Consider the following 26,532-nt stretch of genomic DNA (forward strand, 5'->3'; position numbering starts at 1 on the left):
CATAGTAATCATATACACTATGCACATGACTACAGAATACAACTTTGACAGAAAACTCATGGGAAGCGACTTAGTCGTCGCAATTACAAGTGATTCACAAGAAAAAGCGCAGGCTATTTTCGAGCGCATGAGCACTATTGGGGACGCGTATGAAAAACGCTTTTCACGTTTTCTTAATGAAAGCGAACTATCAAAACTAAACACCGCAAAAACAGCTATCGTGTCTCAAGAATTTCTTGAAGCAACACATATTGCGCAAAAATTATTTACTGAAACCCATGGAGTTTTTAATGCACTCCTACAAGTCAGCACTATTGGCTACACAAAAGATTTCTCTCTCCTCGCGCAGGAAGTACACACGACACAAACAGAAACCTACGATATAGATTTTTCCCACGTACTCATTGATGACACCCTCTCACGTATTTCGCTCGCACCCACACAAAAACTTGATTTTGGTGGATTCTTAAAAGGACACGTTGCACAAATTATGTCTCGAGAGTGTGCTGGCGCTACTGGATGCATTGTAAATCTTGGTGGTGACATCTTTACCACAGGAGAAGATGTTGGCGAACGCCCATTCACTTTTAGTGTCTTTAATCCTGTTACAAACGAACACGTCCTCTCTATGCCTCTACGAGATGCCGCAATCGCAACTAGTGGCACATACAAACGTACGTGGCACACCGACAACGGACACGTGCACCATATTCTGGAGACACAGAATAAAAATTCAAAGAGTGATATTATTTCAGCAACTGTCATGAGTACCGAAGGATACCGTGCCGATGCATACGCAACAGCAGCGCTCGTGCTCGGATCAGACAAAGCAACACAGTTATTAACTCAACAAAAACTTCCGTTTGTTTTTATTACAACAACAGGAGAACTTATCCACAGTTATGGCCTTGCCTAATTCATTCACAAAACTATATCTCGACTTTATTCAGAAATTACAAACACTCACACTGGGTATTTCTATTGCCGTACTACTCACACTACCTATTCTATTGAGTTTTTTCCCTAGCCTAGTGCCAAAAACAGCGTGGGGAATGCTATATGCCACTTCTCTCGCGTGCGTCTTCTTTGTCATGGTAATTCGACCACTTGCTGATATTTTTTCAAATACACCATGGATACGCGCCCTTGTTATTTTACGCAAAGGTCTCGGGGTCCTCTCTGCGAGTATCATTGTGTCATTTGCGTTCTCAAAAATTATTCTGACAGGAACAGACTATTTTACCGCAATGTTCACTCCTGCGTACTGGTCGCTCGCCAACTACGGGCTCTTTGCCCACCTTGGTGATTGGGCCGCAATTCCACTTCTCATTACCTCAAACAAATTCTCAAAACGTGTTCTCGGTGTATGGTGGAAACGAATTCAAAAACTTGCCTACGTGTACTTTTACGCTGGGGCACTCTATGAACTTCTCGCACTACAAAGCACCTTTGCATTTGTTGCGCTTATTATAGTAACACTCCTGGTCCTCATTGCGTTTGTAAAAAATCAATTCAAAGACAAGCAGCCTACTACTTCAATTCCGCAACCACCACAGCAATCACCACAACCACTAACCCAATCACTATGACCATACAAAAAATGAAAGCGACGATCACAGGGTGTGCTGATCTCTCAGAGTCCGCACGTGAAATACAACTACACACATCTACACCATTCGCCTTTCAACCAGGGTCGTTTGTAAATGTATTTTTTTCACTTGATGGTAAAATGATTCGTCGTGCATATTCAATTTCTTCAGATGCCGTCGATGAAAATAATCTCACACTATCCATACGAAAAACCCCAAATGGCACTGCGGGACGTTTTTTCTGGAAAGATAATCTCGTAGGAACAGAAATAGAGATACAAGGACCACTTGGACTTAATACAGCAGACAAAATGCATCACCAACGCGTGTTTTTGTTTGGTTTTGGTATTGGTGTATCGGTTATAAAAGCACTTGCACACCATATTACCAAACGCCCAGATGTGCACGAGGTGGTTATCATGACCGGAAACCGTGACAAGCAAGATCTTTTGTATACATCATTTTTTGAAGATCTATCACAACGTTTTCCACATGTCACATACCACTACACCATGTCACGTGCACTAGAAACTACACCATTAGAGCATCGTGGATACATTCAAGACCACATTGCACACCTCAATTTTGACAACAGCGATGTCTACATCTGCGGTCAAGGAGTGGCTTGCACTGCCCTTCTTGAAAAAATCAAAGCAACACATCCAACCGACTGTACCTTTTTTGTTGAAGCATTTCATTAACCTTCAAAAGGCGACGAAACCAAGGTAACCATGTTTTCATCCTAAAACTTTTTTTATGTTTGGGCGCTTTTTGGTCAAGACAGAGTGCTATTTTTTGAACACCTTCTAGACGCAGTTTCTATTCTGTGTCCGTACGCTTTTTCCACAGATTTTTTGTGCCCATTCATGCCCGCGGACGAGTATAATGCATACACATTTATTATCGTTAATTTTTTATCCTATGGCAAAAGCAAAATCAGCTGCGATTACCACCATCATTAAACGAGATGGATCAGAAAAGCCTTTTGATTCAAATAAGATTGCTCTTGCAGTCGAAAAAGCGATGAAAGCAGCTGGTGAATTCAAGGAGGGGGCTCCTGAATTAATAGCAAAAGCCGTTACCGCAAAAATACTCTCGGAAAAAAAGCGTGATACAAAATTTATCCCTACCGTTGAAGGAATTCAGGATGCCGTTGAAGCAGAATTGATGATTCACGCATTTGTTGCAACGGCCAAATCATACATTTTGTATCGTGCAGAACGAACTCGTGTCCGCATTGAACAAGGTGACGTTCCGGAACACGTGCGAGAACTTGCCGCAAAAAGTAAGGAGTACTTCCACAACAATGCACTTGGTGAATTTGTGTATCTACGAACATACGCACGTTGGATTGAAGCTGAAAACAGGCGCGAAACCTGGATTGAGACAGTTGATAGATACGTATCGTTCATGAAAGAAAATCTCGGCACCAAACTGACACAAAAAGAATATGCCGAGGTGCGTGAAGCAATACTCAAACAAGAAATCATGCCATCAATGCGACTCATGCAATTTGCAGGAGAAGCTGCACGTCGATGTAACACTTGTGCATACAACTGCACCTTTACTGCACCAACAAAACTCGAAGATTTTGCAGAAATCATGTACCTCTCCATGCAAGGATGCGGTGTTGGATTCGCAGTTGAAAGCCAAAACATCGAACAGCTTCCACAAATACAAAAACAAAAAGGAAAGAAACTCCCTGCACACGTTGTCGCCGACTCAAAAGAAGGATGGTGTGACGCACTTACCTTCGGACTACACACATGGTACGACGGACGCGATGTTGATTTTGACTTCTCTCAAGTTCGCCCAGCTGGAGCACGTCTGAAAGTGATGGGCGGTAAAGCATCTGGACCAGAACCACTTCGTTCCCTTCTTGCATTTGCTCGAGAAAAAATTCTTAAACGACAAGGACGTCGTCTCCGCACCATCGACGCACACGACATCATTTGTAAAATTGGTGAATGTGTTGTATCGGGTGGAGTACGCCGAACAGCCATGATTAGTTTGTCTGATCTCGACGATGCTGATTTGCGCGACGCTAAAAAAGGACAATTCTTCCTTACTGACGCATACCGTTCAGTGGCAAACAATTCAGCCGTCTATGAGGCAAAACCATCCAACACCGAACTTATGGAGGAATGGGTTGCGCTCATGAAAAGCGGTTCAGGAGAACGTGGAATCTTCAACCGCGGTGCCCTTGCAAACACAATGCCAAAACGCCGAGTAGCATATTTTGAGAAATTAGGATTCATTACCGACGACGGAGTAACACAAGGACCAATTGGACCAAACCCGTGTGGAGAAATTATTCTCCAGTCAAAACAATTCTGTAACTTGTCAGAAGTAATTGCTCGCGCTGGAGATACACCTGACGAACTTGTTCGCAAAGCAAAGCTTGCCGCAATTCTCGGCACCTACCAAGCGTCACTTACCAATTTCAAATACATTTCAAAGGAGTGGACAAAAAATTGTAGAGATGAGGCACTTCTTGGAGTATCGGTAACAGGTCAATGGGACTGTGAAGCGGCTCGTGAACCTGCAACGCTTCGCGCAATGCGAGATGCTGCAGTAAAAACAAATGCTGCGTATGCAAAACGCTTTGGTATCAAGCCATCAATGTCAGTAACCGCAGTTAAACCTTCTGGAACTGTTTCTCAAACGTTTAACTGTTCATCAGGTATTCACCCACGTCACTCAAAATACTACATTCGCCGTGTACGAATCTCCGCAACCGACTCACTCTTCAAAATGTTGCGCGACCAAGGAGTTCCGTACTACCCAGAAGTTGGTCAGACTATGGAAAATGCAACAACATACGTGCTCGAATTTCCTATTGAGTCACCTGAGAGTTCTAAATTCAAGGACGACTTCAGCGCACTCGAACAACTTGAATATTGGAAGAATGTGAAACTTAATTACACCGAGCACAACCCATCGGCAACTATTTCTGTTGGAGAAGATGAGTGGATTAGCGTTGTTGATTGGATACAAAAAAACTGGGAGATTATCGGCGGACTTTCGTTCTTACCACGATTTGATCACGTCTACCAGCTCGCACCATACGAAGAAATAAATAAAAAACGCTACCAAGAACTTGTTGAAGCGTTTCCTGTTGTCGACTACTCAAAATTGCTTACCTACGAACTCACCGACGGCACAGAACAAAAGAAAGAGCTCGCATGTATTGGTGGTCTCTGTGACATCGATATGCCAGCACCTGATTCAAAAAAATCAGTTAAAGCATAAGGCAATACACAGCATGAAAAAGCCCCTTCAGTACGAAGGGGCTTTTTCATGCACATCTTCATTCCATGACGCATATCGTGCAAGTGCGTACAGCACACTGGAAAGACGGTTGAGATACGCGCTTGTGGTATTTGATACCGCTTGTATGTCACGAGCAGAAATAACACGACGTTCCGCTCGACGAGAAACTGCGCGCGCAACATCAAGTAAACCCGAGAGTTCCGTCCCACCCGCGATTAAAAACGTCGTAGGACTCCCTATAATCGCTTCTATGTCGTTTGATACCTGTTCAAGCCACATCACATGCTCTGGCGTAATTGTTTTATCAACGCCAGCAAGCTCCGCCTGAACAATAAAAAGGTGCTCTTGTATAGTACGCACAATAGCAGCAATCTGGATGGTTCCCGTTTTTGCGTGGTGAGACGTAGCAAAACAAAGACCTAACAACGAATTAAGCTCATCAACTGTTCCAAGCGCCTCAAAAAGAGGACTATCTTTTGCAAGACGATCACGTGTCCCAAATAATCCAGATGTTCCATCGTCCCCTTTTCTCGTAAACAACATATACAATGTACTGAGTCGAAAAATTTACATGCGCAAGTATCGACGAACAGCGAGGTAACTTGATACCGCACCAAGCACAATACCCGCAGAAAGTAGTACAAGAAACATTTCTCCGAAGTTGCTTACGTAATACTCAAATACATTCATTGCACCAAAAAATTCTTTCGTAAACGGGCCAATCCAGTAGGTAAGTGGGTAAAAAAGAACAAGGACAAGTATGGCAGATACGACGCCGTACATAATACCTTCAACAATAAACGGACCACGAACATACATATTTCCTGCACCAACAAGTCGCATGACTGAAATTTCTTCTCGTGCAGTATAAATAGCAAGTCGAATTGTGTTAAATGTGATGATGAGTGAAAGCACGATGAGTACCATACTCAATGCAAATCCGAGACGTTCTGCTGAATCAATAATGTTCGACAACCTTTCGATAACCGCCTTATTGCTTTTGTAATTAACCTTTTGAACAATAACGTCATTTGCACTTCCAAGAGCCGCCGGACTTTCTAAAAAAGCCGCAATAGCTTCGTATTGAGATGTTTCCTGTGCTCGAATATTAAATACTGGTCCAAGTGGATTGCTGTCCAACTCTTGAATAGCGCCGAGAATTGTTTGGTCATCCTTGTGTCGTTCTTGAAAGTTTATAAGTGCTTGTTCACTCGTTGTATAGTCAACACTCTTAACTTCAGGAAGCGCTTCAAGCGAACTTTTCAATTTGAGAATATCGGCTTCTTGTGTGTCAGGTAAAAAATATACATTCACGTCCACTTTTTCTTTCAGCTGAAGAAGCGATGCGTTTAATATTGCTCCGGAAAAAAGAACTGCGCCGAGCGTAAAGAGTGTCACCATCATGATTAACACAGAAGCAAGCGACACAAAACCATTGCGCCAAAAATTTACAAATCCTGCCTTAAGTATTCTTTTTGTATTTATCCAGAACATATTTTAATTGTAAATCCTAAATTCGAATATCGAAATCCGAAATGACGATTGTTTAAATGTTTAAATGTTTGAATTTCTGATTTGTTTCGGATTTTATACTTCGATATTCGGATTTTACAAGACGTATCTTCCCTCTTTATCATCACGCACCACACGCCCTTTTTCCATAGTGATCACACGCTTACCCAAGCTATCAATAATCCCCTTGTTGTGTGTCGTCAAAAGAACAGTTGTACCTAAATCATTAATTTTCTTTAAAATCTGAACAACCTCGTATGAATTGAGCGGATCGAGATTTCCTGTTGGCTCATCGGCAACAAGAACATCTGGTTGATTTACGATGGCTCGAGCTATAGCAAGACGTTGCTTTTCTCCTCCAGACATCTGATTTGGAAATTTCCATGCCTTATCTATCAATCCAACAAGCTCAAGCGCATAAGGTACGTCACTTTCAATATCTGCGTCTTCACGTCCTGCGGCTTCCATTGCAAATGCAATATTTTCAAACGCTGTTTTGTATGGAAGAAGACGAAAATCCTGAAAAATCATTCCGATACGACGTCGTAGCACACTAATATCCCTGCGTGATAATGCGTGAATATTTGTATCTCCCAATGAAACTATTCCCTCTGTAGGATGCTCCTCTGCAAGAAGTAATTTCAAGAGCGTTGTTTTTCCTGCTCCTGAATGCCCAACAATAGAAACAAATTCGCTTGGCTCTATTGAGAACGTAACACCCTGGAGCGCTTTGGAATCGTCTGAGTAAATCTTACTAACGTTATCAAATGAAATCATGTGCATTGTGAATGAATTAAGAAAGTCGAGTGTGTGTTTGTGTCTTCTTCTGAGCTTCAATAAACTCATCAATATCGCCATCGGCAAGCACGCGTTCCACATCTCGAACCTCTACACCTGTTCGGTGATCTTTGATCATTTTGTAGGGATGCAATACGTACGAACGTATTTGATTTCCCCACTCGGCATCCGTTGTTGCTGAAATCGAAAGTCCACGCGCACGCAACAACTTTTCTTCCTGCTCTTTATGATACAACTTTCCACGCAAAATCTCTAGTGCATAAGCACGATTTTGTGCTTGATTACGCTGTGTTGCTACGTGCACTGCAATACCTGTTGGTGTGTGCACAATGCGCACTGCTGTTTCTCGTTTGTTGACATTTTGTCCACCCGGTCCTCCAGCCCGAGTAAATTGAATATCAAGATCTGTTTCTGGAATTTCTAGTTCATGTTCATCTTCAAGACGTGGCAACACCTCAACCATAACAAACGACGTGTGACGTTGTTGTTTTGCATTAAAAGGTGAGATACGGACAAGGCGGTGCACACCTTCTTCATGCTTAAGTTCACCATATGCCCCTTTTCCCTGCACTTCAAACGTGATATTACGAATACCACCGTGGTCATTTTCGTTTTGGTGCATCACCACATGACCCCACCCTTTTCGGCCAAGAAACGCTAAATACATTGATGTGAGCATTCGTGCAAAGTCTTCAGCATCAAGACCACCTGCACCAGAAAAAATAGTAACAATGGCATTTCCGTTGTCGTGTTTTTCTTTTCCTTCAGCTTGAAGTTTAAGATCTTGATACTCTTTCAAAACAGCTTGTGCACTCTCTTTATCGTTCCAAAAATCACCCCGTGCCATCATCGCCTCAATTCCCTTAATTTTGTTTTGAATCTCAATTTCATCCATACCCGACAAGTATACCAGAAAGCCTAGCACCTTTTCCTAGAGCCTTTTATTGGGTACTATAGGTGAGCTCCCCGCCCGGGTAGCTCAGATGGTAGAGCAACTCCATGGTAAGGAGTAGGTCGCCGGTTCAATTCCGGCCTCGGGCTCCAGTCACCAAAACCGCCGAAGTAGCTCAGTTGGTAGAGCACCGCTTTCGTAAAGCGGGGGTCGCCGGTTCAATCCCGGCCTTCGGCTCATTAAAAACACGCCAGTTGGTGGGGATGGGGTGTATGAATACACTCCATCTTTCGTTGTAGAGGGGGTCGGTTCAATCCCGGCCTTCGGCTCACGTAACAAGTTCTCTCTTTATTGTGTAGATACTGACGCTACTGGTTCCATTTGAACACCTTTTTCAAGTTGTCGATACACATACGTTAATACAAGGAGCGAAAGTGGAATAGACACGAGAAGACCAACAAAAGCAGCGAGAATTCCAGCGATATTAACTAAAATAAGAATACATAGAAAACCAAACAATTTCCACTTGTATCCCTTTGTCAACCGCCAACTTTCTTTCAATGCTGCAACTGGCTGCATATTTTTATCGAGAATAAGAAACGGAACAAACATAAGTCCAATTTGAAGCATAATCCCAGGAACAATAAGAAGTACCAACCCAATGAGAACACTTATTGCCGAGAGAATAACCGCCACAATGTAGTGCCATAAAGTCGTTCCCTTTTCGCCAAACAACATTTCAAAAGAAATACTGCCTCCAGCGTGCGCTGTCATGGCCATACGAATAAACCCAATGTACAACCACCACAACAATACAGCGGTCGCTAAACCGATAATAAAATCGAAAAGACCTTTGTCATTACTAATTTTATCTGAAATAAATGACACAGCACCAATAAACGCTGTTGAACCAACAAATATCCAAACATTAGTAGAAAAAATCTTCCACGCCGATCCAAATGCTTCCTTAATTGATAGTTTATTCATATGTGGCCAAGAACCTATTAACACTAGTATGTCTATAGTATACCGCCACGGTATTGAAGATTCAATAAATATACTGAAATTGCGGGTCAGGCTTTTTTATTGTAAAGTAGTGGTGTCTGCTGGTGTAATCAGGCCCAAAAGGCCTCTTGCATCGACAGCGTTCGAACCACATAGTTAGGCGCCCCCCCATCTTCTCAGCTTCAAAAGAAAAAGAACAAGCTCTTTTTCTTTCTTGCTTCGAAGACTACGCCCCAAACTACGTGTCGTCCTCATTTGTCGGTGTAGCTCAGGTAGTTAGAGCGAGGGACTCATAAGCCCTAGGTCGCAGGTGCAAGTCCTGCCACCGACACAGTTCGTTGATTTTAGGAGTATTTTTGGTATAGTATGACAGTCTGGGGTTGTAAGCAGCAGCTTACGAGTCCAGCATTCAGGGGAACATAAGCGCTCGAGTTTCCGTCCTCTCGGTATCAAGCAAAAATGAAAACAGGCTTTCCTTTTTGCCCTCACCTCGATGACTACACTCTCGCGTCTGCATACAACCCTCATTTGGAGTCGTAGCTCAACTGGTTAGAGCGCCTCCCTGTCACGGAGGAGGTTGCGGGTTCGAGTCCCGTCGATTCCGCCAAACACAAAACAAGTCACCCTCGGGTGACTTGTTTTGTGTTTTATCGAGGAATTGACACGAGTGAACTGCTTCACTCGTGTCGGGACTCGAAAGCCGGAGCACGGCGGTGCGAGGCGGGGCTGCACAAATTTTCAGCAGAAAATTATGTGTAGCCGAGTCCTGTATCAATAGAACCTGTGACCGAGCCCTTCATAGAATCGACGGGACTCGAAAATACACAACCACACATTCACGATACACACGGACGTGCGGTATACTAAAGATGTTATTTAAAAAATATTTATTATTAAGTATATATAATTATGTATCCACACACACGATACACGAAAGGAATGACGACGGGCGTTGTTGTTCTTGGAATGCTCCTCCTCGCAGGGGTTATCACAGTAGCCATTATTCGAGAAAAACTTGTCGCACAAGACTGGCAACAAGTTACCATCACTGGAACCGGAAAAGTTCCCTACACACCTGATCAGGCAATAATTACTCTAGGTGTTCATGTTGATAACGCAGCGACCGCACAAGCGGCACTTACCAAACTATCTGATGTTACTTCAAAAGTAATTCCTGCTCTTACGGCTCTTGGTATTCCTACAGAAGATATTTCAACCCAAGCATACAATCTTCTTCCTCAATACTATTATCCAGATGGAAAACCAGGAGCAATTAGTGGTTATTCAGCCGATCAGCAACTTAACGTAAAACTTACACTCAAAAATGGAACATCAGATGAGCGCGTTGGAAAAGTAATTGAAACAGCAAACGCGCAAGGTGTAAATCAGGTGATGGGCGTTTCATTTACTGCATCAAATGTTCAAGACCTTCAGCAACAAGCCCTTCTCAAAGCTATTCAAGATGCAAAAAGTCGCGCACAAACAACTGCTGAAACTGCAGGTGTAACTCTTAAAAAGGTTGTTTCGTGGTGGGAAAACCCAATTAATGTACCTGGACTTACGAATCCACAATACTCAGCCATGGGAGGGGGTATGGGCGGAGGAGATGCAGGCGTCACGCCAACAGTTCCTTCAGGAACCCAGGAAGTTATCGTGCAAGTCAATCTCAACTACTCAATTAAGTAAGAGCACATCGTACAAAAAAGACACCAGAAATGGTGTCTTTTTATTGTTGCGGGGGTAGGAATTGGTCACGAATCACTAAGTATTTTGCTCGCTACGCTCCCAAAATCCTAAGTGTTCTCGACCCCATCTCGCCAGCACTCAAACAATTGAGTGCTGGCTCCGACCTGCAATTCCTACGCCATAAAAACGTAAGAAGTAAAAATAGCTAGGCACAAAGCCTAGCTATTTTTATTCTGGTTGCGGGGGTAGGAATTGCACCTACGACCTTCAGGTTATGAGCCTGACGAGCTACTACTGCTCTACCCCGCTATGGCGCAGTATACAGAAAAAGAGCCTACAAATCAAGATTTCTTGTCCTCAGTGAAAAGTAAAACTATTCTTCCATCTGCGGCTTTTCAATTGAAAGTGTTTCAACTCCTCCAGTTTCTCCCGCGATACGTACAACATCTTTATCAATTTTTGCGAGTTCTTTGTGGGCAGTGTTGAAATGATTGACGGTCGTACCGAGTGCAGTTCCCAACTTCATCATGAACACATTGTAGTTGCTGATATGGCGACCTAATTCGCCCACTCGTTTTTGAATTTCTTTTGCCTGATCTTCAATTTGTAAACTACGAAGTCCTTGTAACACCGTTTGAAGATACGCGAGGAACGATGTTGGCGAAACAATAATCACCTTCTTACTAAACGCATAATCAATCAAATCACGCGTTGACGTCTTCACCGCACCAACTTGATTAATAAGTAGATCGTAGTACACACCTTCTGATGGAATAAACATGAACGCAAACTCCATGGTGTTTTCTGCTGGACGAACATACTTACTCGTTTCATCAATTCGATTTTTGAGATCCTGTTTAAATGTTTTTTCGTACTGCTCACGCTCGGCAGGATCTCGTGCTTCAAGAATACGATTGTAGTTTTCCAACGAAAACTTTGCATCAATCGGCACAATTTTATCTTTCACAAACACCACCGCATCGACAATTTCACCGTTGCCAAATGCATACTGCATTTGAAACGTTCGTGGTGGCAACACGTTTTGCAACACGCTTTCAAGATAGTACTCGCCCAAGATACCTCGTTGTTTTGGGTTCTTCAAAATATCCTGCAAGTTTTGAAGCTGGTCAGCAAACGACACCACCTGCTTATTTGTCTCATCAAGCTTCGTGAGGCCTTCCGTTACCTCTCGCACAATTCGCGTTGATTCAGAGAGCTGAGAGCGCATGGAATCGTGCATCGTTTTTGCACTTTCCCCGAGCTTTGCATCAACAGTTCGAGACATTTCATTGAGTTGTTGGAGTATCAGCGAAAGCCCTTTATCTTCCCCCGCAGCCCCTTTTGCACGCATCGCGAGCCATACCTGCACGGCAACGGCGATAAGCACAACAACGGTGAGAATAAGCACAAGTGTGTCGGTCATATGTGCATAGTATACCCCATACTGCCCATAAAAAGCACCGTGTGGTATCATACAAACCATACTCGATAACGTTATACTATCTATGTCACTACACTCAACCATCAAGGAAAGCATCAAAGATGCCATGCGTGCGAAAGACACCGTTCGCCTTTCCGTTTTACGCGGACTTACAACGTCTTTTGTTAATGAGCTCATTATACTGAAGGAAAAACCAGATGGAGAACTCAATGATGAAGCTGCTTTGGCGGTTATTGCTCGCGAAGCAAAAAAACACAAGGAATCTATTACTCAGTTCGATGCTGCTGGACGCACCGATTTATCAGAGGGTGAAAAGGCAGAATTGGCCATTATTGAAACATTTCTCCCTGAACAAATGAGTCGTGAAGAAATTGTAGCTGTCGTGCAAAAGAAAAAAGAGGAGCTCAACGCCGATGCATCACAAAAAGGAGTCTTCATCGGCGCGGTAATGAAAGAACTTAAAGGAAAGGCCGACGGAAAAATTGTACAAGAAGTGGTGAACGAATTGCTTGGATAATAAAAGTGGAATAGTGGATATAGAAAATAGCATATGACAAAAAGCCGCGCGATACTTCGCGCGGCTTTTTGCTTGCTACTATTTCTAGCACGCCTCTCCAGTACTTGTGATGCACGTACTCTCAGGAAGATCCCCCTGTGCATCGTATATCGATTTTTGCATAAAGTAATTTACCGTAAAAAGAATACCAAAACTCAACAAAAGAACCATAATAAAACCGAATACGAAGTGAAAGAAATTTTGATTGAAGAGGTTTTTCATACACGAAGAATTATACACTATTTTGGCCAGCATATAATTTTTCGTTAGTACCGAAGTAAAAATCATGACGGGTTATGTGCCGAGCGAGTCTCTCCCCAATACAAAAACCGCCCCACATGGGCGGTTTTTGTATAACTACTTTCCTAAACTAATCAGAGATTAATCTAAGAAACAATCATTACATTGCGTTCAAGAACAAAGGATCTGTCTTGAATTCGTCAAGGTTGAATGTGTAGTAGTTTACAAAGTCACCATCAACAACTCCACCAGCTGCTTCAGCTGTTGTAGCATCTGCCCAGTTGATTGAGCGGATTGATACTACTGAAGAACCGTCTGTTGGTGTTGTGTCTGCTGTCAAGATAACTGTAAGAGTGAAGCGACGTGTCTGTCCATCCTCAATCCAGAAGCTACCTGCTGAGTCCTTAGTCTCTGTTCCTTGTGCTGAAAGCACCTTTGAAGAAACTACAGGTTGACCAGCTGATGTTGAAGTTGCAAATACAACTCCTTGACCAGCGGCGTCTGCTGCACCTACGTAATCGAGAGTAGATGCATCAATGTACATATCGTCGTCAAACGCTGTTACATCGAAGACAATCTTGTATTCACCTTGGTCGTCCTCACCTGCTGCGTCAGCAGTAAATGTGCGAACAGCTGTTGGGTTTCCTACAAGTTTAACTGCAATTCCTGAGTCGTATACAACGCTTGCTTCTCCAAGTGCTGTACCAGTAAGGTCGCCAGAAGTGAGAGCTTCACCAGCTTCGTCTTCTGCGTCGATAAGGTCAACTTCTGTTCCTGACATTTCTGCCTTGATTGTGTCTCCTGCGTCAAGAGCATCTGCAAGTGAGAGGAAGTTTGCCTTCACAACAAACACAACTTTATCTCCAGCTGGGAGTGTGTAGTTGAGGTCTGTGAAAGTAATTGTCTCTGTTGCACCTGAAGTTGTAGGAACGTTTTCTGAACCAATCTCTTCACCATCTGCGTAGAGAGTAACGTCAGAAATCATGTCGTCAACGTTTCCTGCCCCTGTAGCTGTGAAGAGAACTGGAATTTCGTTGATAAGGATGTCTGAAGTTCCCTTTGCCTCAAGGTTGAAAGAAAGGAGTTCAACATCTGCAGTATCATCTGTTGCGTCCACGTTGATAACGTGTGCGTCATTGATTGTTGCGTCTCCAAGAGATGCCTTCAACTCAATGTTTGATGCTGATGCAAATGATTCAAACTGAAGTGTACGTGCAGCTGTGCTTGGATCCTCTGAGATGAGAGAACCTTGTGCGTCCTCAAAGCGAACCTGGTTGATGTCCAATGTCCATGTTCCAGTTGCCTTAAGGCTGCTAATACCACTCACTTTAACAACAAGCTTTCCGATTTCACCGGCCTTAATAACTGCACCGTTGTCGAGAGAGATTGTCTTTTGGTAGTTGTTGCTCTTTGTGAATTCAGATGCATCTACACGTCCGTACTCTTCTCCATCAAGCCAAACAGAAACATCACTTGCGTACTTGTCGAAGTTGTTTGTTGCTGATCCCTTGTCGAAGTTGAGGCGAACTGCTGTAAGTGCGAGGTCAGAACCATCATCTGCTTCAACCTCAAGACCAAGAACGCTTACATCTTCCTCATTCTCACCAACCTTTTCGTTGTTGAGAGCTGTTGTAAGAGAGTAATCGTTTACTGATCCTGCACCACCCTGGAGTGATGTACTACCACCTGTCGTTGTTCCGCCAGTTGTAGTTGTTGGTGCGCATGTTGATGCGAACTTTGCACGAGAAACCGCGCCGAAGTATCCAGCTGCTGGCATAACACCGTTAGCTGTTTGCCATGCTGACACTGCTGTCTTTGTAAGAGGGCCAAAGAAACCTGTTGCTGTTGCTGAGAACATTCCCTTTGAAGCAAGGTAACTCTGGAGTGCTGTTACATCTGCACCTGAAGATCCCAAAGTGAGATCACGTGTGAATGCGTAACAACCTGTGCTTGCTGCTGAAGAACCACCCTGTAATTGGGAGATCTGTGCAAGAAGCGCTGTAATTTGTGCCTGTAGTTCCTCTGCTGTTGCTGCTTGTGCGGTTGAACCGACAAACAAAGCTGCGGCAAGAAGACCAACCAAGCTGATTCTTTTAATCATATGTATTCATTTTCTCTCGTGAGAGAGTAATTGATAAACTACTAATAAATGCTTATAACGTTTAACTAACTCCTCAACTCATATCGCCCCACATGGACGAATGCGCAAAGGGTAGTTCACAAGAATTAAGAGTCGTCGCACGACTATGTCTTTTCGTATCGTGTGTTCGTTCTGAAAAAATACTCGTTATTCAGGATATGAAATTGTTAAGGAACAGTCCTTCTGAAACACAACTCGTTTCTGCAATACACCATTATATGTTCACATGCCTCTAGTATCAAAGAACTTTGTGGATAACACAAAAATTCTTTGTCCACTTGTGCGATGCGTACTACCACCTAATGGCCCAATCACTATACCACAAAACACCTTTTTTTACCAAGTGTTTTGATGCATAACAGGTCTACTTCGAGTATACACCAAAATAGGCCTAAGGTTACATGTTTTTGGGGATAATTTGGCGCATACGAAGAATCCTTACCCCGTCATTGCGGTGCAAGGATTCGAAGCATACAAAGGGGTCTCACTTCTATAGACGTTGGAGATACTACTCTTGTTACCAAAAAATCGGGTGCTTCTTGTACTATCCTTTGTGGACAAAATACGTTGTCCAGCGACGCTCTCCTCGCTTATCCAAAAGTCCTTGAGAAACGAGGTCAATGAGATCTCGTTGGATTGTCTTTTCACTGCAGTTTGGGATGTGTTTTGAAATGTCCTTTATCATCACATTTCCTTTTTCACGCACAACAGAAAGAATCTTATCTTTTCGCTCTCCTGTTCCAGATTCAGTTTTTGTGCGTGTCTTTTTTTCAAAGACATTTTGTTTTCGGACAACATGATGTGTCTTTTTTGGTGCTTTATTAAGGACATCAACAGAATGTCCTTTATACACGACGGTTTGGAACTGCTGGGAAATCCCCTCAGAAAAAAGTGTCCCCAATGCAGAGTTTTGAATGTCAGACATTTTTGTGTACGCATTAAAAGATTCCGAAAGTGCCTTAAGTTCACGAATAAGAATACTGCCATTCATATCAGAAATAATACCCGCCAATACGCCGACTTCTGTTAAAGACATTACTTCACGTACACATTCAATAACGTCGTCGGATGATACGCGTGTCTTTGTATCGTGCATGTTTGAGTATGACGATATAAAAGACATCACATCAAGTACTTTTGACCTGAGCCTGTCCCTGAGAGGGTCATGGGTGTCCATGAGCCCAGTAACAAGATATACAGCAGTTGCTATCTTTTGCGCGTGAGAAGAAAGTTCGTCATGGACACCATGTTCGGATTGGAAGGGAAGTACGCCCACTGAAATGTCCTTTTTATTGTCTTTTTGAAACATATGTCTTTTATTTCATGACGTAAGAGACATTCACAATACTACTCCTCGGGATGTAAAAGACAAGATGTTAATCATAAAGCACGTAACACGAAACATGTAATAAGGTCTGGCAACGATGCGATATCACCTCCTTTTGTTATTGCGTGGTACACGTTGCGTGTTTTGTGTTCTAAAGAGTTATCCACAGTCCCCTTTTGTGCATCGCACGCACAAACAACACACCAACAACGTGGTACAATTCGCATATATGGCAAAGAAAAAAAGAGTCGAAAAAACCGAACCATTCTTTAAACTTGGACTCCAAGAAGAAACAAAATACGCCGTCTTATCAGTTGTTTTTTGCGTTGTGGGTATCTTCCTTTTATTAGCAGCTTTTGTACAAGCAGGTATCGTTGGAGAGAAAATATTTTCGTTTTCTTCCACATTACTCGGCGTCGGATATTACCTCCTCCCTACCCTCGCATTCATTCTTGCGATCGGCTACTTTAAAACTGAGAAGGCAAATTTTGCACTCACTAATGTTGTTGGTTCTCTTCTCTTTATTGCATCGGGACTCGGTATCATTGAAGTACTTTTTCCTCAAAAAGCCGGGTACTTTGGCATCTGGATTGCACATCCTCTCGTCTACTTATTTGCAACATCTGGAGCAATGGTGGCACTCATCGCGCTCTTCCTCATTTCTATATTAGTACTTTCAAACACACACCCACTTTCTGTCATTAATGCGTGGCGAGAACGTCGTGCAGAGAAAATGGCCGCACGAACCCTTGCACAAGAAGACGTGAACGCGTCTGTTGCTGCGGTTGAAGAAAAGCAGGCACACGAAATGCCTATGGAAACACCTCAAGAAAAAAACGCGAACACTCCCGAAGAAAAGAAAGACGGAGGACTCTTTTCATTCAAGAAAAAGAAACCGGACGGTGAACCTGAGTTCTCTCCATTATTTGCATCAGTGGCTGGTGACTACATTCCTCCCCCACTCTCCATCTTTTCAAAAGATTCCGGAAAACCAGGGGTTGGTGATATCAAAGCAAACGCAAACATCATCAAAAGAACACTCCAAAACTTTGGTATTGATGTTGCCATGGACGAAATCTCCATTGGACCGTCCGTTACTCGATACGCAATGAAACCAGCCGAAGGTGTTCGCCTTTCAAAAATTCTTGGACTTCAAAAGAACCTCGAACTTGCACTTGCTGCACACCCTGTCCGCATCGAAGCGCCAATTCCAGGAAAAGCACTTGTAGGTATTGAAGTGCCGAACTCCGCAAAGACAACCGTTGGTCTTGGCAACCTTCTATCAACTGAGGAATATACCGCATCCCAGCACCGCCTCCTCATGACACTTGGTCGCGACGTGGATGGCCAGGCCGTCTTTGCAAACCTCGCAAAAATGCCTCACATGCTTATCGCAGGTACCACAGGATCTGGAAAATCGGTTACTATTCACGCACTCGTCAACTCTCTCCTCTTCCGCAATGGGCCAAATGCAATGCGATTTGTGATGATTGACCCAAAGCGTGTTGAATTGACCCTCTACAACGGTATTCCGCACCTTCTCACTCCTGTTATTACCGACCCAAAGAAAGCTATTCTTGGACTTAAGTGGCTCGTAAAAGAAATGGAACGACGCTATAACGTTCTTGAAGAACACAAGGTGCGCGATATTTCTTCGTATCACAACTCAATAGTCTCTCCTGCTATCGAAAAATACAAAGGTGCTGATGAAGAACTCGCCATTGATATGCCCGAGACCATGCCGTACATCGTTGTGGTTATTGATGAGCTTGCCGACATTATGAGTACGTACCCACGCGAACTTGAAGCCGGCATTGTCCGTCTTGCTCAAATGTCCCGCGCGGTTGGTATTCACCTCATCCTTTCAACACAACGACCATCAGTGAACGTTATTACCGGCCTCATCAAAGCAAACATCCCAGCCCGCATTGCCATGCAGGTGTCCTCACAAATTGACTCACGAACAATTCTCGACACATCCGGAGCTGAAAAATTACTCGGAGCCGGAGACATGCTCTTTATGTCAGGTGATATGGGTAAGCCACGACGTATTCAATCGGCGTTTATTTCTGAAGATGAGGTAAAGAAAGTGAGCGAATTCTTGAAAAAACACGACAATGGCAATGCCGAAACAGAGCTCACTCTCGATCTCGATACATCACACTCGTCGGATGGAGGAGGATTTGGTGACGAAGATGAAATAGACGACGACCTCTTTGAGGACGCTCGCGAAACAGTGGTGCACGCAGGAAAAGCATCAACATCATACCTTCAACGAAAACTCCGCATTGGGTATTCACGTGCCGCACGATTGATGGATGTACTTGAGGAACGAGGTGTCATTGGACCAGCCGATGGATCGAAACCGCGTGATGTGCTCGTTGGCAAACCGAGCGAAACGAATGGTAATGATGGTACTGTATAATCATGGCCTTTAGACCCTCAAGTAGGTACGTTTTTATTCTCCTCGCGATTGCGGTTTTTGTGTCGTACGCATACTTTGAAACACGTGGGTACATTCACGGCCCTCAATTGACCATAACAGCTCCCACCGACGGATTTTCCGTTACCGAAGAAGAACTCACTGTTGAGGGAGACGCAAAAAATATAACCGCTATAACCCTCAATGGCCGAGCAATCTTTGTTGACGAAGCGGGTCATTTTAAGGAAAATGTAGTACTCATGCCTGGGTACAATGCACTTACCCTTGCTGTTACCGATCGGTATGAGCGAACAAATGTGCAGTACTTGCGAGGAATGTATATGGCGTCTGCGGCTGACAAAAATATTTCAAAAACACCCGTAGCAACTTCCACTAATTCATTGCATGAAGCTTCTACTAAAAACACCGACGAAAACCAAGAGACGGCAACAACAAGCACACCACTAGAGAACGCCAGCTCAACGGCAACACATACACCCGCAACGACACTTTAGAAAAATTTTATTAATACCGAGTATAGTAGCAACACATAACACACATATATGGCATTCAATAAAAAAGCAAAAGCACCAAAAGAGTTGAAAAAGACTGTCGGACAAATCGAAGACGCACTCCGACAAATCAAAACAAAATTTGGCGAGGACGCCATTATGATGTTGGGTGCTCGACCACACGTCGATGTTGAAGCAATTCCAACAGGATCACTCTCCTTGGATGCCGCACTCGGTATCGGAGGTATTCCTCGTGGACGTATTATTGAAATTTATGGACCAGAGTCATCTGGAAAAACGACACTCGCGCTACACATCGTTGCTGAAGCACAAAAACTTGGTGGCGTATGTGCGTACGTTGATGCCGAACACGCCATGGATCCAGAGTACTCAAAACGTCTTGGTGTAAAGATTGATGAACTTCTTATTTCTCAACCAGATACAGGAGAACAAGCGCTCGAAATCGTCGAATCACTCGTTCGTACAGGAAAAATCGACGTCATTGTCGTGGATTCCGTTGCCGCACTCACACCAAAAGATGAAATCGAGGGTGAAATGGGCGCACAACACGTTGGTAAACAGGCACGTCTCATGAGTCAGGCACTTCGCAAACTCACAGGTATTGTCGCTAAGAGTAAGACGGTGGTTATCTTTATTAACCAGATTCGTATGAAGATTGGTGTCATGTTTGGGAATCCAGAAACAACTCCAGGAGGAAATGCTCTCAAATTTTACGCGTCAGTTCGAATGGACGTCCGCCGTATCGCGCAGATTAAAAAGGGAGAAGAAGTTGTCGGAGGCCGTGTTCGTGTCAAAGTGGTGAAGAACAAAGTTGCGGCACCATTTCGACAGGCAGAGTTTGATCTTGTCTTTCCTAACGGTATTTCCCGCGAAGGTGAGCTCATTGCACTAGGTGAAAAATACAGCATCATTGAAAAAAGTGGTGCATCCTACAAGTATGGAAGTGTCGCCCTTGGACGCGGATATGATGCGACACGACAATTCCTCATTGAAAACAAAGATGTTGCTGAAAAACTCACGGCAGAGATTATGGAAAAACTGAATGCTGTGGAGGAGTAGCGCACCTTGCCGTTTTGGCCCATTTTTGTTACCTTGGAGACGCTCGCCAGCATATTTAGGCGAGCGTTAATCTGAACGCATATGCTTACATACAGCGAAATTCGCAACGGAAAAGTCATTCTTCTTAACAACGAGCCATACATTGTGCTTGATTCACACGTGTTTCGTAAACAACAACGAAAACCGGTCAATGCTACTAAGTTACGAAACCTCATCACAGGGAAAGTAACCGAGTACTCCTTCCACGTATCAGAAAAAGCTGAGGAAGCAGAAATTGAAAACCGACCTCTTGTTTTTATCTACAACAACAAAGGACAATGGTGGTTCCATGCCGTAGGTAAACCCAGCGAACGTATCACACTCGATGAAGAGTTACTTGGTGACCAGTCGAAGTTTTTGAAAGAAAAAATGGAAATCATTGGGCTCTTTTTTGATGATAAACCTATTGGAGTTAAACTTCCTATTAAGGTGCAGTACAAAGTTGTTGAAGCACCTCCAACTATTCGTGGAAATACGTCTCAGGGTGGAAACAAGCTCGTAAAGCTCGAGACAGGGGCCATGATTAGTGCTCCCCTCTTTGTTGAAATGGGAGACACACTTGAAATCAATACAGAAACCGGCGAATACGTTTCCCGAGCATAATCACTCTTTTCAGCAACTAAAAAAACGCCCTAGAGGGCGTTTTTTTGTATTGGTTGAGTGAATCTATCCTGCAATGTATGGAAGAAGTCCCATAAATCGTGCACGCTTGATTGCAACGGCCAATTCACGCTGGTGGGTACCACACACTCCTGTGTATCGTCGTGTCTTCATGCGTGAGTAGGGATTGAGGAAACGACGCAACACCTTGATATCTTTATAATCAACGTGTTTGATGTTTTGTTCTTTAAAAAAGCAACTCTTTTTCATACGATTTTACAAATAAGTAATTAAAAAGGAATGTCTTCTGGGTTAATACCTTCTTCTTGTGCGTCTGGATATTGAATGGTGTCTATTGCTGGTGCTGATTGTTCCTGTTGCGGCTTTCCCTTCCCTGCACCACCTGAGAATGATTGTCCTTCAGATGCGCCACCAGAACGTGGCCCAAACTGTACGTGATCTGCAATAACCTCTGTTCGATATTTCTTTGAACCGTCTTGTGCATCCCAACTTCGAGTTACCATACGTCCCTCAACAAATGCTGATGATCCCTTGCGAAGGTACTGAGATACTGTTTCTGCTTGTTTACCAAATACAACAACGTTGTGAAAATCTGTTGACTCTTGTTTGTTTCCCTCTTTATCTCTCCACACACGATTTGTTGCAAGACTAAATGTTGTCACCGACGAACCTGAAGGAAGTGACTTGAGCTCAGGATCGCGAGTGAGGTTGCCATACAAAAGTGCTTTGTTTATATACATAGAAGTTGGGAGTTGGGGGTGAGAAGTTAGTGGTTAGTTTTGGTTTAGGTTTTGGAAATTTGGTTTTTTGGAAAACTAAACGACAAGTTTTTCAATCTCAACGTCCATTTGTTCTGTTGTCATCGGAGCAGCATCTGGAGCAACCGGAGCAACGTCCTCAACCTTCACATCTTCTTTCTCTTCTGGAGCCTTGTGATCAACATGACCAGCATGTGCCGGGTGTTTAACAACAGGAGCATCCGCGTATGTCTTTACCAAGAGGTGGCGTAGAATGTGTTCATTTTTACCCATTTCTTCTTTAATGGCGTGCGCGTGATGTGGAAGTGCCTCGAATACAAACCAACCAAAGTATGCTGTAGCACACGTGTGGCGAGTTCGTGCAATATCACACACAAGCGGATATGCAAGCGTCATAAGCTGAGGCCATTCTTCACTGAGTACTTTGGCATTGTGCGCATCAAGCATAGAACGAAGTGTGTCCATTTCTTTTGCGAGACCATCGTCTCCAACCATAGGAACAACATGAAAACCAAGCTCATAGAGCCGGCTGTCTGCATCATTGTCTTCCTCGATATGTTTTTGTTTCTCTTCTACCATAGGCGTCCTAGCGTAGCATATGTTTACCCCCGTCGCAAGGGGCGATTTAATAATTATTTTATATCCCAAAACGGCTTTTTTCCCTTGTTTCTAGCCCTATATTACACAACATCACCTTCAATACGAAAGGCCCTCAAAGCATTGGCGGTGAGCATTCGCGCACATGCTTCAATTGACAGACCTTTAAGCTCGGCTATCTTTTCCACAACGTGCCGAACATACGGCGGTTCGTTTCGTTTTCCTCGAAATGGCGTCGGCGCAGCAAACGGAGCATCTGTTTCTGCCATAATCATGTCCTGTGGAATAAAGCGAATCACTTCGTCGTAATCCCGCGCAAACGTAATAGGCCCATCAAACGACAATGAAAACCCAAGATTGAGAAACCGACGCGCCACATCAACGGTCCCAGCAAAAAAGTGCACATTACCTTGTATCGTGCTTCGTGCTTCGTGCTTCATGCTTTCGAGCACGGTGAGAACATCCTCATAGGCATCCATTGATCCTTTTGCAGGGCGTGCATGAATCATAAGCGGAAGTGCGTGCTCCTGCGCAAGTTCTACATGTTGAATAAAAAGGCGCCTTTGTTCTTCTTTAATATTTGATATCTGATATTTGTCATTGGGATTATTTTCGCCCAAGCGAAAATAATCCAGCCCCGTCTCCCCTAGTGCAACAACCTTTGAGTGCCGTGCGAGTTCAGGAATCCCACCAAAATCTGCGTGTACACCTTCGTGGGTAGGGTGAATACCAACAGTCGCAAAAAGATGTTCGTGCTTTTCCGCTAATGCAATTGAATCCTTTGATGTCTGTACATCAGTTCCTACTGTTATCGTACCAATCTTTTCTTCTTTCATGCGAGCTATCACAGCGTCTCGATCAACGTCAAAATCACTGAAGGTAAGGTGCGAATGAATATCAAAAAGTGAGTACTGCATGGGACACTCACACAAGACTATCACTAGAAAAATGACGTTTTGAATCCTGCAATAATTCCATCGCAATAGCAGACAGCGGCACCGCAAGAACCATACCAAGAAATCCCGCTAATTCTGCCCCAACGACAAGGGCTAGAATAATAATAATCGCAGGAACACCGATAACCTTATTTACCACAAGCGGATAAATGAGATGGTTTTCAAATTGTTGAATAATGACAAACAAACCAATCACAAGAAACGCGAGAGAAACACTCCCCTGTGTATATGCGACGAGTACAGCAGGAATACTCGAAAGAATAGGACCAAAAAGAGGAATGATTTCAAATAGCCCAGAAAGAACTGCGAACAAAAATGCATGACCAATACCTAGAATTGTAAGTCCAAGATAACTCAACACACCAACAATGAGCATCAACAACAGCTGGCCTTGCATCCACTGACCTATTTTGCGTTGTGCGCGAACCCACAAATCTAATACATACACTCGATGTCGGTGTGGTGTTACTAACTGCAAAAAATCAGAAATTCCATTTTCTCGAACAGATAAGTAGAACGACAATACAATCACAAGAATAAATGAGAATACACCACCGAAAATAGTACTGAGTGTCTGGAACGCACCTCCTGGAACAGTAATAATCGAGCGTAGAGATGAAAGTACATCGCCTGTGGAAAGTGTACTTGAAATACCCTGAATGACCGCTGAAGACTCAGGAGCAGCAAGACGACCTAGAAGAGAATCCGAATCGAGAGAACCCAAATATCCCGGAACTTGAGATAAAAATGCCGACAAATCACCCAAAAGTGACGGTAACAAAAAATATACAATTCCAAAAAGCGTCGCTGCAATACAAAGATACATTATGACCACTGCGACCGTTCGCGGAAGACGATACTTCATGCACCAGCGTGTTGCTGGCTCAATGGCTGATGCAATAACAACCGCAGTAAGAACCACTAGTACTATATCTTTCAAAAGATAGAGTGCATACACAGAAACAAGAACGCATACGGCCTTTAACACCGAAAGTGGCTCTATTGAAAAACGTACATTTTGTACTTCCATATAGACAAAGTATATCCCAAATAACAGAAGTTGGGAATTGAGAGTTACGAGTTGGGAGTTTACACCCTGAATCCAAACACGTGTAGAGCATGTCCTGCAACCAAACGCGCAACAACCTATTCAACCACACGACTCCACGAAGAATCGAACCCTGGGTCTGAGTTTAAGTTGGTATTCAACTCATAGGCAGTATCCCCCACAGTGCCACCAACAGTACTGTCTGTTGCTGACAATGTCGCATCTTCCAAAATAACCGGAACTGAACCTATCTGTGTTGCCGATGGAGTAAGTCCAATTTGAAATGCAACGGTTCGAGCTGGCGTACTAAACCCACTTCCTGCACGAATTTTTCCTGGACGCCATATAATTTCCCTCGTTGAACTGTCAAAAGAAATACTTTCCGAACTTGGACTTACCACACTCTCCCATGACATGTACGCAGGAAGTACTGCCTTCACCTCTGTGCCCGTTATGTCGTTAACCGAATTCGAAACTGACCACGAAACCGTGTACGTTGTTTTTTGTTCAACTCGTGGAGGTACCGGACCTGAATTTTCAAGTGGCCCTGTTGTACGAAACGCTTCACTTGTTAGACGAACATCGGATGCAACGCGTACTACCTTTGTACTATCAGACCTCACCTCTTCTGGAGTAGCACTTTCGGAAACGGCATTTGCTGTAAACGCGAGCACAAGTGAAATTTCTGGGTTTATTCTACCCGAACCAGCCGTATCTGTTGGAAGGACATCAAACGAGAATGATACTTTTCCTTGTGATCCGGAATCAATCGTCTTCAATGCAGAGTTGCTGACTTTCGTCCAAGTAAGCGTGTTTTTTGATGAATTATAAAAACCATCAGTAGACACAACTTTTTTCTCATTAACAGCCTCTCCCTGAAGAGTGACCTCTATCACACCATCAGTCAGTTGTGTTGGAAGATTATTTTTCCATGTGATATCAACCCGAGCCGTACGTCCTGGGTACAGCGTGACAACATCATTCGAGCTTCCATTGATAACCATACGCGTATCAATAAACGAACGCGCAACTTGTATTGCGTGATCCGTTTGTGCAAACACAGCACCAACTTTTGTTGTGTCTCCTTGTGTTGCAATACCTGATGTAAATCTAAAAATACGGTCTTCTCCATTTTGTCCAGAAAGCGCACCTCGTATATGAATCGTTCGTTTTCCCTTCGGTTCGATACCCCCAAGCGCCCACACCGTATCACTAAACGTTGGACTTGGATCAGCTGCGGAAAATGCAAAACCAAACGGATAATTCGCAGCAACCACAACATCTTGAAGTGGTATCGCCGAATTTGATGTGATATCGAGTGTGAGATCAATATCTTGTCCTGAATTAATTGAACGTGGCGCACTTAAAATAAGCGTAAGCGGACTTGCACCGATACGTACTGCAAAACTACTTTCTTTTGAGAAAATAGCACTCGAACCCGCGACACGGTACTCCAAACTTACAATAATTGTTTGTGTGCTTCCCTCTTCATTAAATAAAATTGCTTTGGTTGTTGTGGCGACACTCTTACCTGACGGAATAGTGCCCAATGACGCACGGTATCGAGGTAATTCTTTTGTAACATCATCTGGTGTACGTGTTCCTGTTGGATATTCAATTAAAATATCTGCAAGCTGAAGTGCTGATGCGTTTGTATTGTTTACCTCTATCGCCAACGGAAGCACTTCTCCTGCCGTTATAACCACAGGTCCTGTCACAGTAATTTCTATTTTGTTTGCAGATACAAGGTTTCTGTCTCCACTAAAAAAGAAGGAGGCGGCAAGCAACGACGCACAAAAGAAAATAACAGCTCCAATAAAAAACCATTTGACCGGTGTGTGGTGACGAGTAATACGTGTCATAGCATGAACTGGCTGATGTGTATGTTCGTGAGAAAAATCCTGGGCAACTTCAGTATAGCGCTCTTCACGAAATCCGGAACGGTGCAACTGCGTAAGTGAGTCTTCTCCAGGTGTGTTGAGTTTTTTTGCCAATGATTCTATAGGACTGTCGTTGTCAATAATAGGTTCTTTCATGTTC

Annotated in this window: 24 protein-coding genes and 5 tRNA genes; 14 read left to right on the top strand and 15 right to left on the bottom strand. The window is 43.6% G+C overall.

Going from position 1 to position 26,532, the window contains the following annotated elements; translation table 11 throughout:
* Positions 1-25 precede the first annotated feature (25 nt).
* The 4 genes from IPJ70_01865 to IPJ70_01880 all read left to right on the top strand — a co-directional run bounded on the left by IPJ70_01865 (position 26) and on the right by IPJ70_01880 (position 4,841).
* Positions 26-916, top strand: a complete 891-nt coding sequence (locus IPJ70_01865) for an FAD:protein FMN transferase (protein QQR82837.1) — start codon at positions 26-28, stop codon at positions 914-916.
* Positions 903-1,589 carry a hypothetical protein gene (locus tag IPJ70_01870; GenBank protein QQR82838.1) on the top strand — a complete coding sequence of 229 codons (687 nt, stop codon included), beginning with the start codon at positions 903-905 and terminating at the stop codon, positions 1,587-1,589. The genes IPJ70_01865 and IPJ70_01870 overlap by 14 nt, the downstream gene beginning before the upstream one ends.
* Entirely contained in the window at positions 1,586-2,290 is a 705-nt protein-coding gene (locus IPJ70_01875) for an FAD-dependent oxidoreductase (GenBank protein QQR82839.1), read from the top strand. The genes IPJ70_01870 and IPJ70_01875 overlap by 4 nt, the downstream gene beginning before the upstream one ends.
* 220 nt (positions 2,291-2,510) lie before the next feature.
* Positions 2,511-4,841, top strand: a complete 2,331-nt coding sequence (locus IPJ70_01880; protein QQR82840.1) for a ribonucleoside-triphosphate reductase — start codon at positions 2,511-2,513, stop codon at positions 4,839-4,841.
* Positions 4,842-4,868: 27 nt separating this feature from the next.
* Here IPJ70_01880 and IPJ70_01885 read toward each other — a convergent pair whose 3' ends face one another.
* The 4 genes from IPJ70_01885 to IPJ70_01900 form a co-directional block, all read right to left on the bottom strand.
* The gene (locus IPJ70_01885; protein QQR82841.1) at positions 4,869-5,405 is read right to left on the bottom strand and encodes a cob(I)yrinic acid a,c-diamide adenosyltransferase; all 537 of its coding nucleotides are present in this window, start codon (positions 5,403-5,405) and stop codon (positions 4,869-4,871) included.
* 24 nt (positions 5,406-5,429) lie between these two features.
* Positions 5,430-6,356 carry an ABC transporter permease gene (locus IPJ70_01890; protein QQR82842.1) on the bottom strand — a complete coding sequence of 309 codons (927 nt, stop codon included), beginning with the start codon at positions 6,354-6,356 and terminating at the stop codon, positions 5,430-5,432.
* Positions 6,357-6,470: 114 nt separating this feature from the next.
* Complete coding sequence (gene ftsE / locus IPJ70_01895) at positions 6,471-7,157, bottom strand: cell division ATP-binding protein FtsE (GenBank protein ID QQR82843.1); 687 nt, start codon at positions 7,155-7,157, stop codon at positions 6,471-6,473.
* A gap of 10 nt (positions 7,158-7,167) precedes the next feature.
* Complete coding sequence (locus tag IPJ70_01900) at positions 7,168-8,067, bottom strand: PCRF domain-containing protein (protein ID QQR82844.1); 900 nt, start codon at positions 8,065-8,067, stop codon at positions 7,168-7,170.
* A gap of 73 nt (positions 8,068-8,140) precedes the next feature.
* Here IPJ70_01900 and IPJ70_01905 point away from each other — a divergent pair.
* Together IPJ70_01905 and IPJ70_01910 are read left to right on the top strand one after the other, a co-directional pair.
* Positions 8,141-8,216, top strand: a tRNA-Thr gene (locus IPJ70_01905).
* Positions 8,217-8,228: 12 nt separating this feature from the next.
* A tRNA-Thr gene (locus tag IPJ70_01910) sits at positions 8,229-8,301 on the top strand.
* A gap of 111 nt (positions 8,302-8,412) precedes the next feature.
* Here IPJ70_01910 and IPJ70_01915 read toward each other — a convergent pair.
* On the bottom strand, positions 8,413-9,051 hold the full coding sequence (locus tag IPJ70_01915) for a hypothetical protein (protein ID QQR82845.1): 639 nt from the start codon (positions 9,049-9,051) through the stop codon (positions 8,413-8,415).
* Positions 9,052-9,326: 275 nt separating this feature from the next.
* Here IPJ70_01915 and IPJ70_01920 point away from each other — a divergent pair.
* The 3 genes from IPJ70_01920 to IPJ70_01930 all read left to right on the top strand — a co-directional run bounded on the left by IPJ70_01920 (position 9,327) and on the right by IPJ70_01930 (position 10,755).
* Positions 9,327-9,400: transfer RNA gene (locus IPJ70_01920), tRNA-Met, on the top strand.
* A 199-nt stretch (positions 9,401-9,599) separates the two neighbouring features.
* A tRNA-Asp gene (locus tag IPJ70_01925) sits at positions 9,600-9,676 on the top strand.
* Positions 9,677-9,978: 302 nt separating this feature from the next.
* Positions 9,979-10,755 carry an SIMPL domain-containing protein gene (locus tag IPJ70_01930; protein ID QQR82846.1) on the top strand — a complete coding sequence of 259 codons (777 nt, stop codon included), beginning with the start codon at positions 9,979-9,981 and terminating at the stop codon, positions 10,753-10,755.
* Between the two features lie 234 nt (positions 10,756-10,989).
* Here the strand turns inward: IPJ70_01930 and IPJ70_01935 are convergent.
* Together IPJ70_01935 and IPJ70_01940 are read right to left on the bottom strand one after the other, a co-directional pair.
* Positions 10,990-11,064 (bottom strand) — tRNA-Met (locus tag IPJ70_01935).
* Between the two features lie 64 nt (positions 11,065-11,128).
* Entirely contained in the window at positions 11,129-12,178 is a 1,050-nt protein-coding gene (locus IPJ70_01940; GenBank protein ID QQR82847.1) for a DNA recombination protein RmuC, read from the bottom strand.
* Between the two features lie 82 nt (positions 12,179-12,260).
* Here IPJ70_01940 and IPJ70_01945 point away from each other — a divergent pair, with 82 nt between their 5' ends.
* A complete protein-coding gene (locus IPJ70_01945; GenBank protein ID QQR82848.1) occupies positions 12,261-12,713 on the top strand; it encodes a GatB/YqeY domain-containing protein in 453 nt (150 codons plus the stop codon).
* A gap of 439 nt (positions 12,714-13,152) precedes the next feature.
* Here the strand turns inward: IPJ70_01945 and IPJ70_01950 are convergent, their stop codons facing one another.
* Both IPJ70_01950 and IPJ70_01955 read right to left on the bottom strand, forming a co-directional pair.
* The gene (locus IPJ70_01950; GenBank protein QQR82849.1) at positions 13,153-15,093 is read right to left on the bottom strand and encodes a peptidoglycan-binding protein; all 1,941 of its coding nucleotides are present in this window, start codon (positions 15,091-15,093) and stop codon (positions 13,153-13,155) included.
* A gap of 583 nt (positions 15,094-15,676) precedes the next feature.
* On the bottom strand, positions 15,677-16,441 hold the full coding sequence (locus IPJ70_01955) for a DeoR family transcriptional regulator (protein ID QQR82850.1): 765 nt from the start codon (positions 16,439-16,441) through the stop codon (positions 15,677-15,679).
* Between the two features lie 247 nt (positions 16,442-16,688).
* Here IPJ70_01955 and IPJ70_01960 point away from each other — a divergent pair, with 247 nt between their 5' ends.
* The 4 genes from IPJ70_01960 to IPJ70_01975 all read left to right on the top strand — a co-directional run bounded on the left by IPJ70_01960 (position 16,689) and on the right by IPJ70_01975 (position 21,115).
* Positions 16,689-18,884, top strand: a complete 2,196-nt coding sequence (locus tag IPJ70_01960) for a DNA translocase FtsK 4TM domain-containing protein (protein QQR82851.1) — start codon at positions 16,689-16,691, stop codon at positions 18,882-18,884.
* 2 nt (positions 18,885-18,886) lie between these two features.
* Positions 18,887-19,396: a hypothetical protein gene (locus tag IPJ70_01965; protein QQR82852.1), complete on the top strand. Its 510-nt coding sequence runs from the start codon at positions 18,887-18,889 to the stop codon at positions 19,394-19,396.
* Between the two features lie 48 nt (positions 19,397-19,444).
* Positions 19,445-20,473 carry a recombinase RecA gene (gene recA / locus IPJ70_01970; GenBank protein ID QQR82853.1) on the top strand — a complete coding sequence of 343 codons (1,029 nt, stop codon included), beginning with the start codon at positions 19,445-19,447 and terminating at the stop codon, positions 20,471-20,473.
* Between the two features lie 81 nt (positions 20,474-20,554).
* Positions 20,555-21,115 (top strand): elongation factor P, encoded by a 561-nt coding sequence (locus IPJ70_01975; GenBank protein ID QQR82854.1) that lies wholly within the window; start codon positions 20,555-20,557, stop codon positions 21,113-21,115.
* Positions 21,116-21,178: 63 nt separating this feature from the next.
* Here IPJ70_01975 and IPJ70_01980 read toward each other — a convergent pair whose 3' ends face one another.
* From IPJ70_01980 to IPJ70_02005, 6 genes are all read right to left on the bottom strand, one after another.
* Positions 21,179-21,382, bottom strand: coding sequence for a 30S ribosomal protein S18 (locus IPJ70_01980; GenBank protein ID QQR82855.1), 204 nt, complete (start codon positions 21,380-21,382; stop codon positions 21,179-21,181).
* Between the two features lie 20 nt (positions 21,383-21,402).
* Positions 21,403-21,873, bottom strand: coding sequence for a single-stranded DNA-binding protein (locus IPJ70_01985; GenBank protein QQR82856.1), 471 nt, complete (start codon positions 21,871-21,873; stop codon positions 21,403-21,405).
* A gap of 75 nt (positions 21,874-21,948) precedes the next feature.
* Positions 21,949-22,470: a 30S ribosomal protein S6 gene (locus IPJ70_01990; GenBank protein QQR82857.1), complete on the bottom strand. Its 522-nt coding sequence runs from the start codon at positions 22,468-22,470 to the stop codon at positions 21,949-21,951.
* 101 nt (positions 22,471-22,571) lie between these two features.
* Entirely contained in the window at positions 22,572-23,405 is an 834-nt protein-coding gene (locus tag IPJ70_01995; GenBank protein ID QQR82858.1) for a TatD family hydrolase, read from the bottom strand.
* Positions 23,406-23,412: 7 nt separating this feature from the next.
* Positions 23,413-24,474: an AI-2E family transporter gene (locus IPJ70_02000; GenBank protein ID QQR82859.1), complete on the bottom strand. Its 1,062-nt coding sequence runs from the start codon at positions 24,472-24,474 to the stop codon at positions 23,413-23,415.
* 116 nt (positions 24,475-24,590) lie between these two features.
* Positions 24,591-26,528, bottom strand: a complete 1,938-nt coding sequence (locus IPJ70_02005; GenBank protein QQR82860.1) for a hypothetical protein — start codon at positions 26,526-26,528, stop codon at positions 24,591-24,593.
* Positions 26,529-26,532 lie beyond the last annotated feature (4 nt).

The organism is Candidatus Campbellbacteria bacterium, assembly GCA_016699465.1.
GTDB lineage: Bacteria > Patescibacteriota > Minisyncoccia > Phycocordibacterales > EsbW-18 > EsbW-18.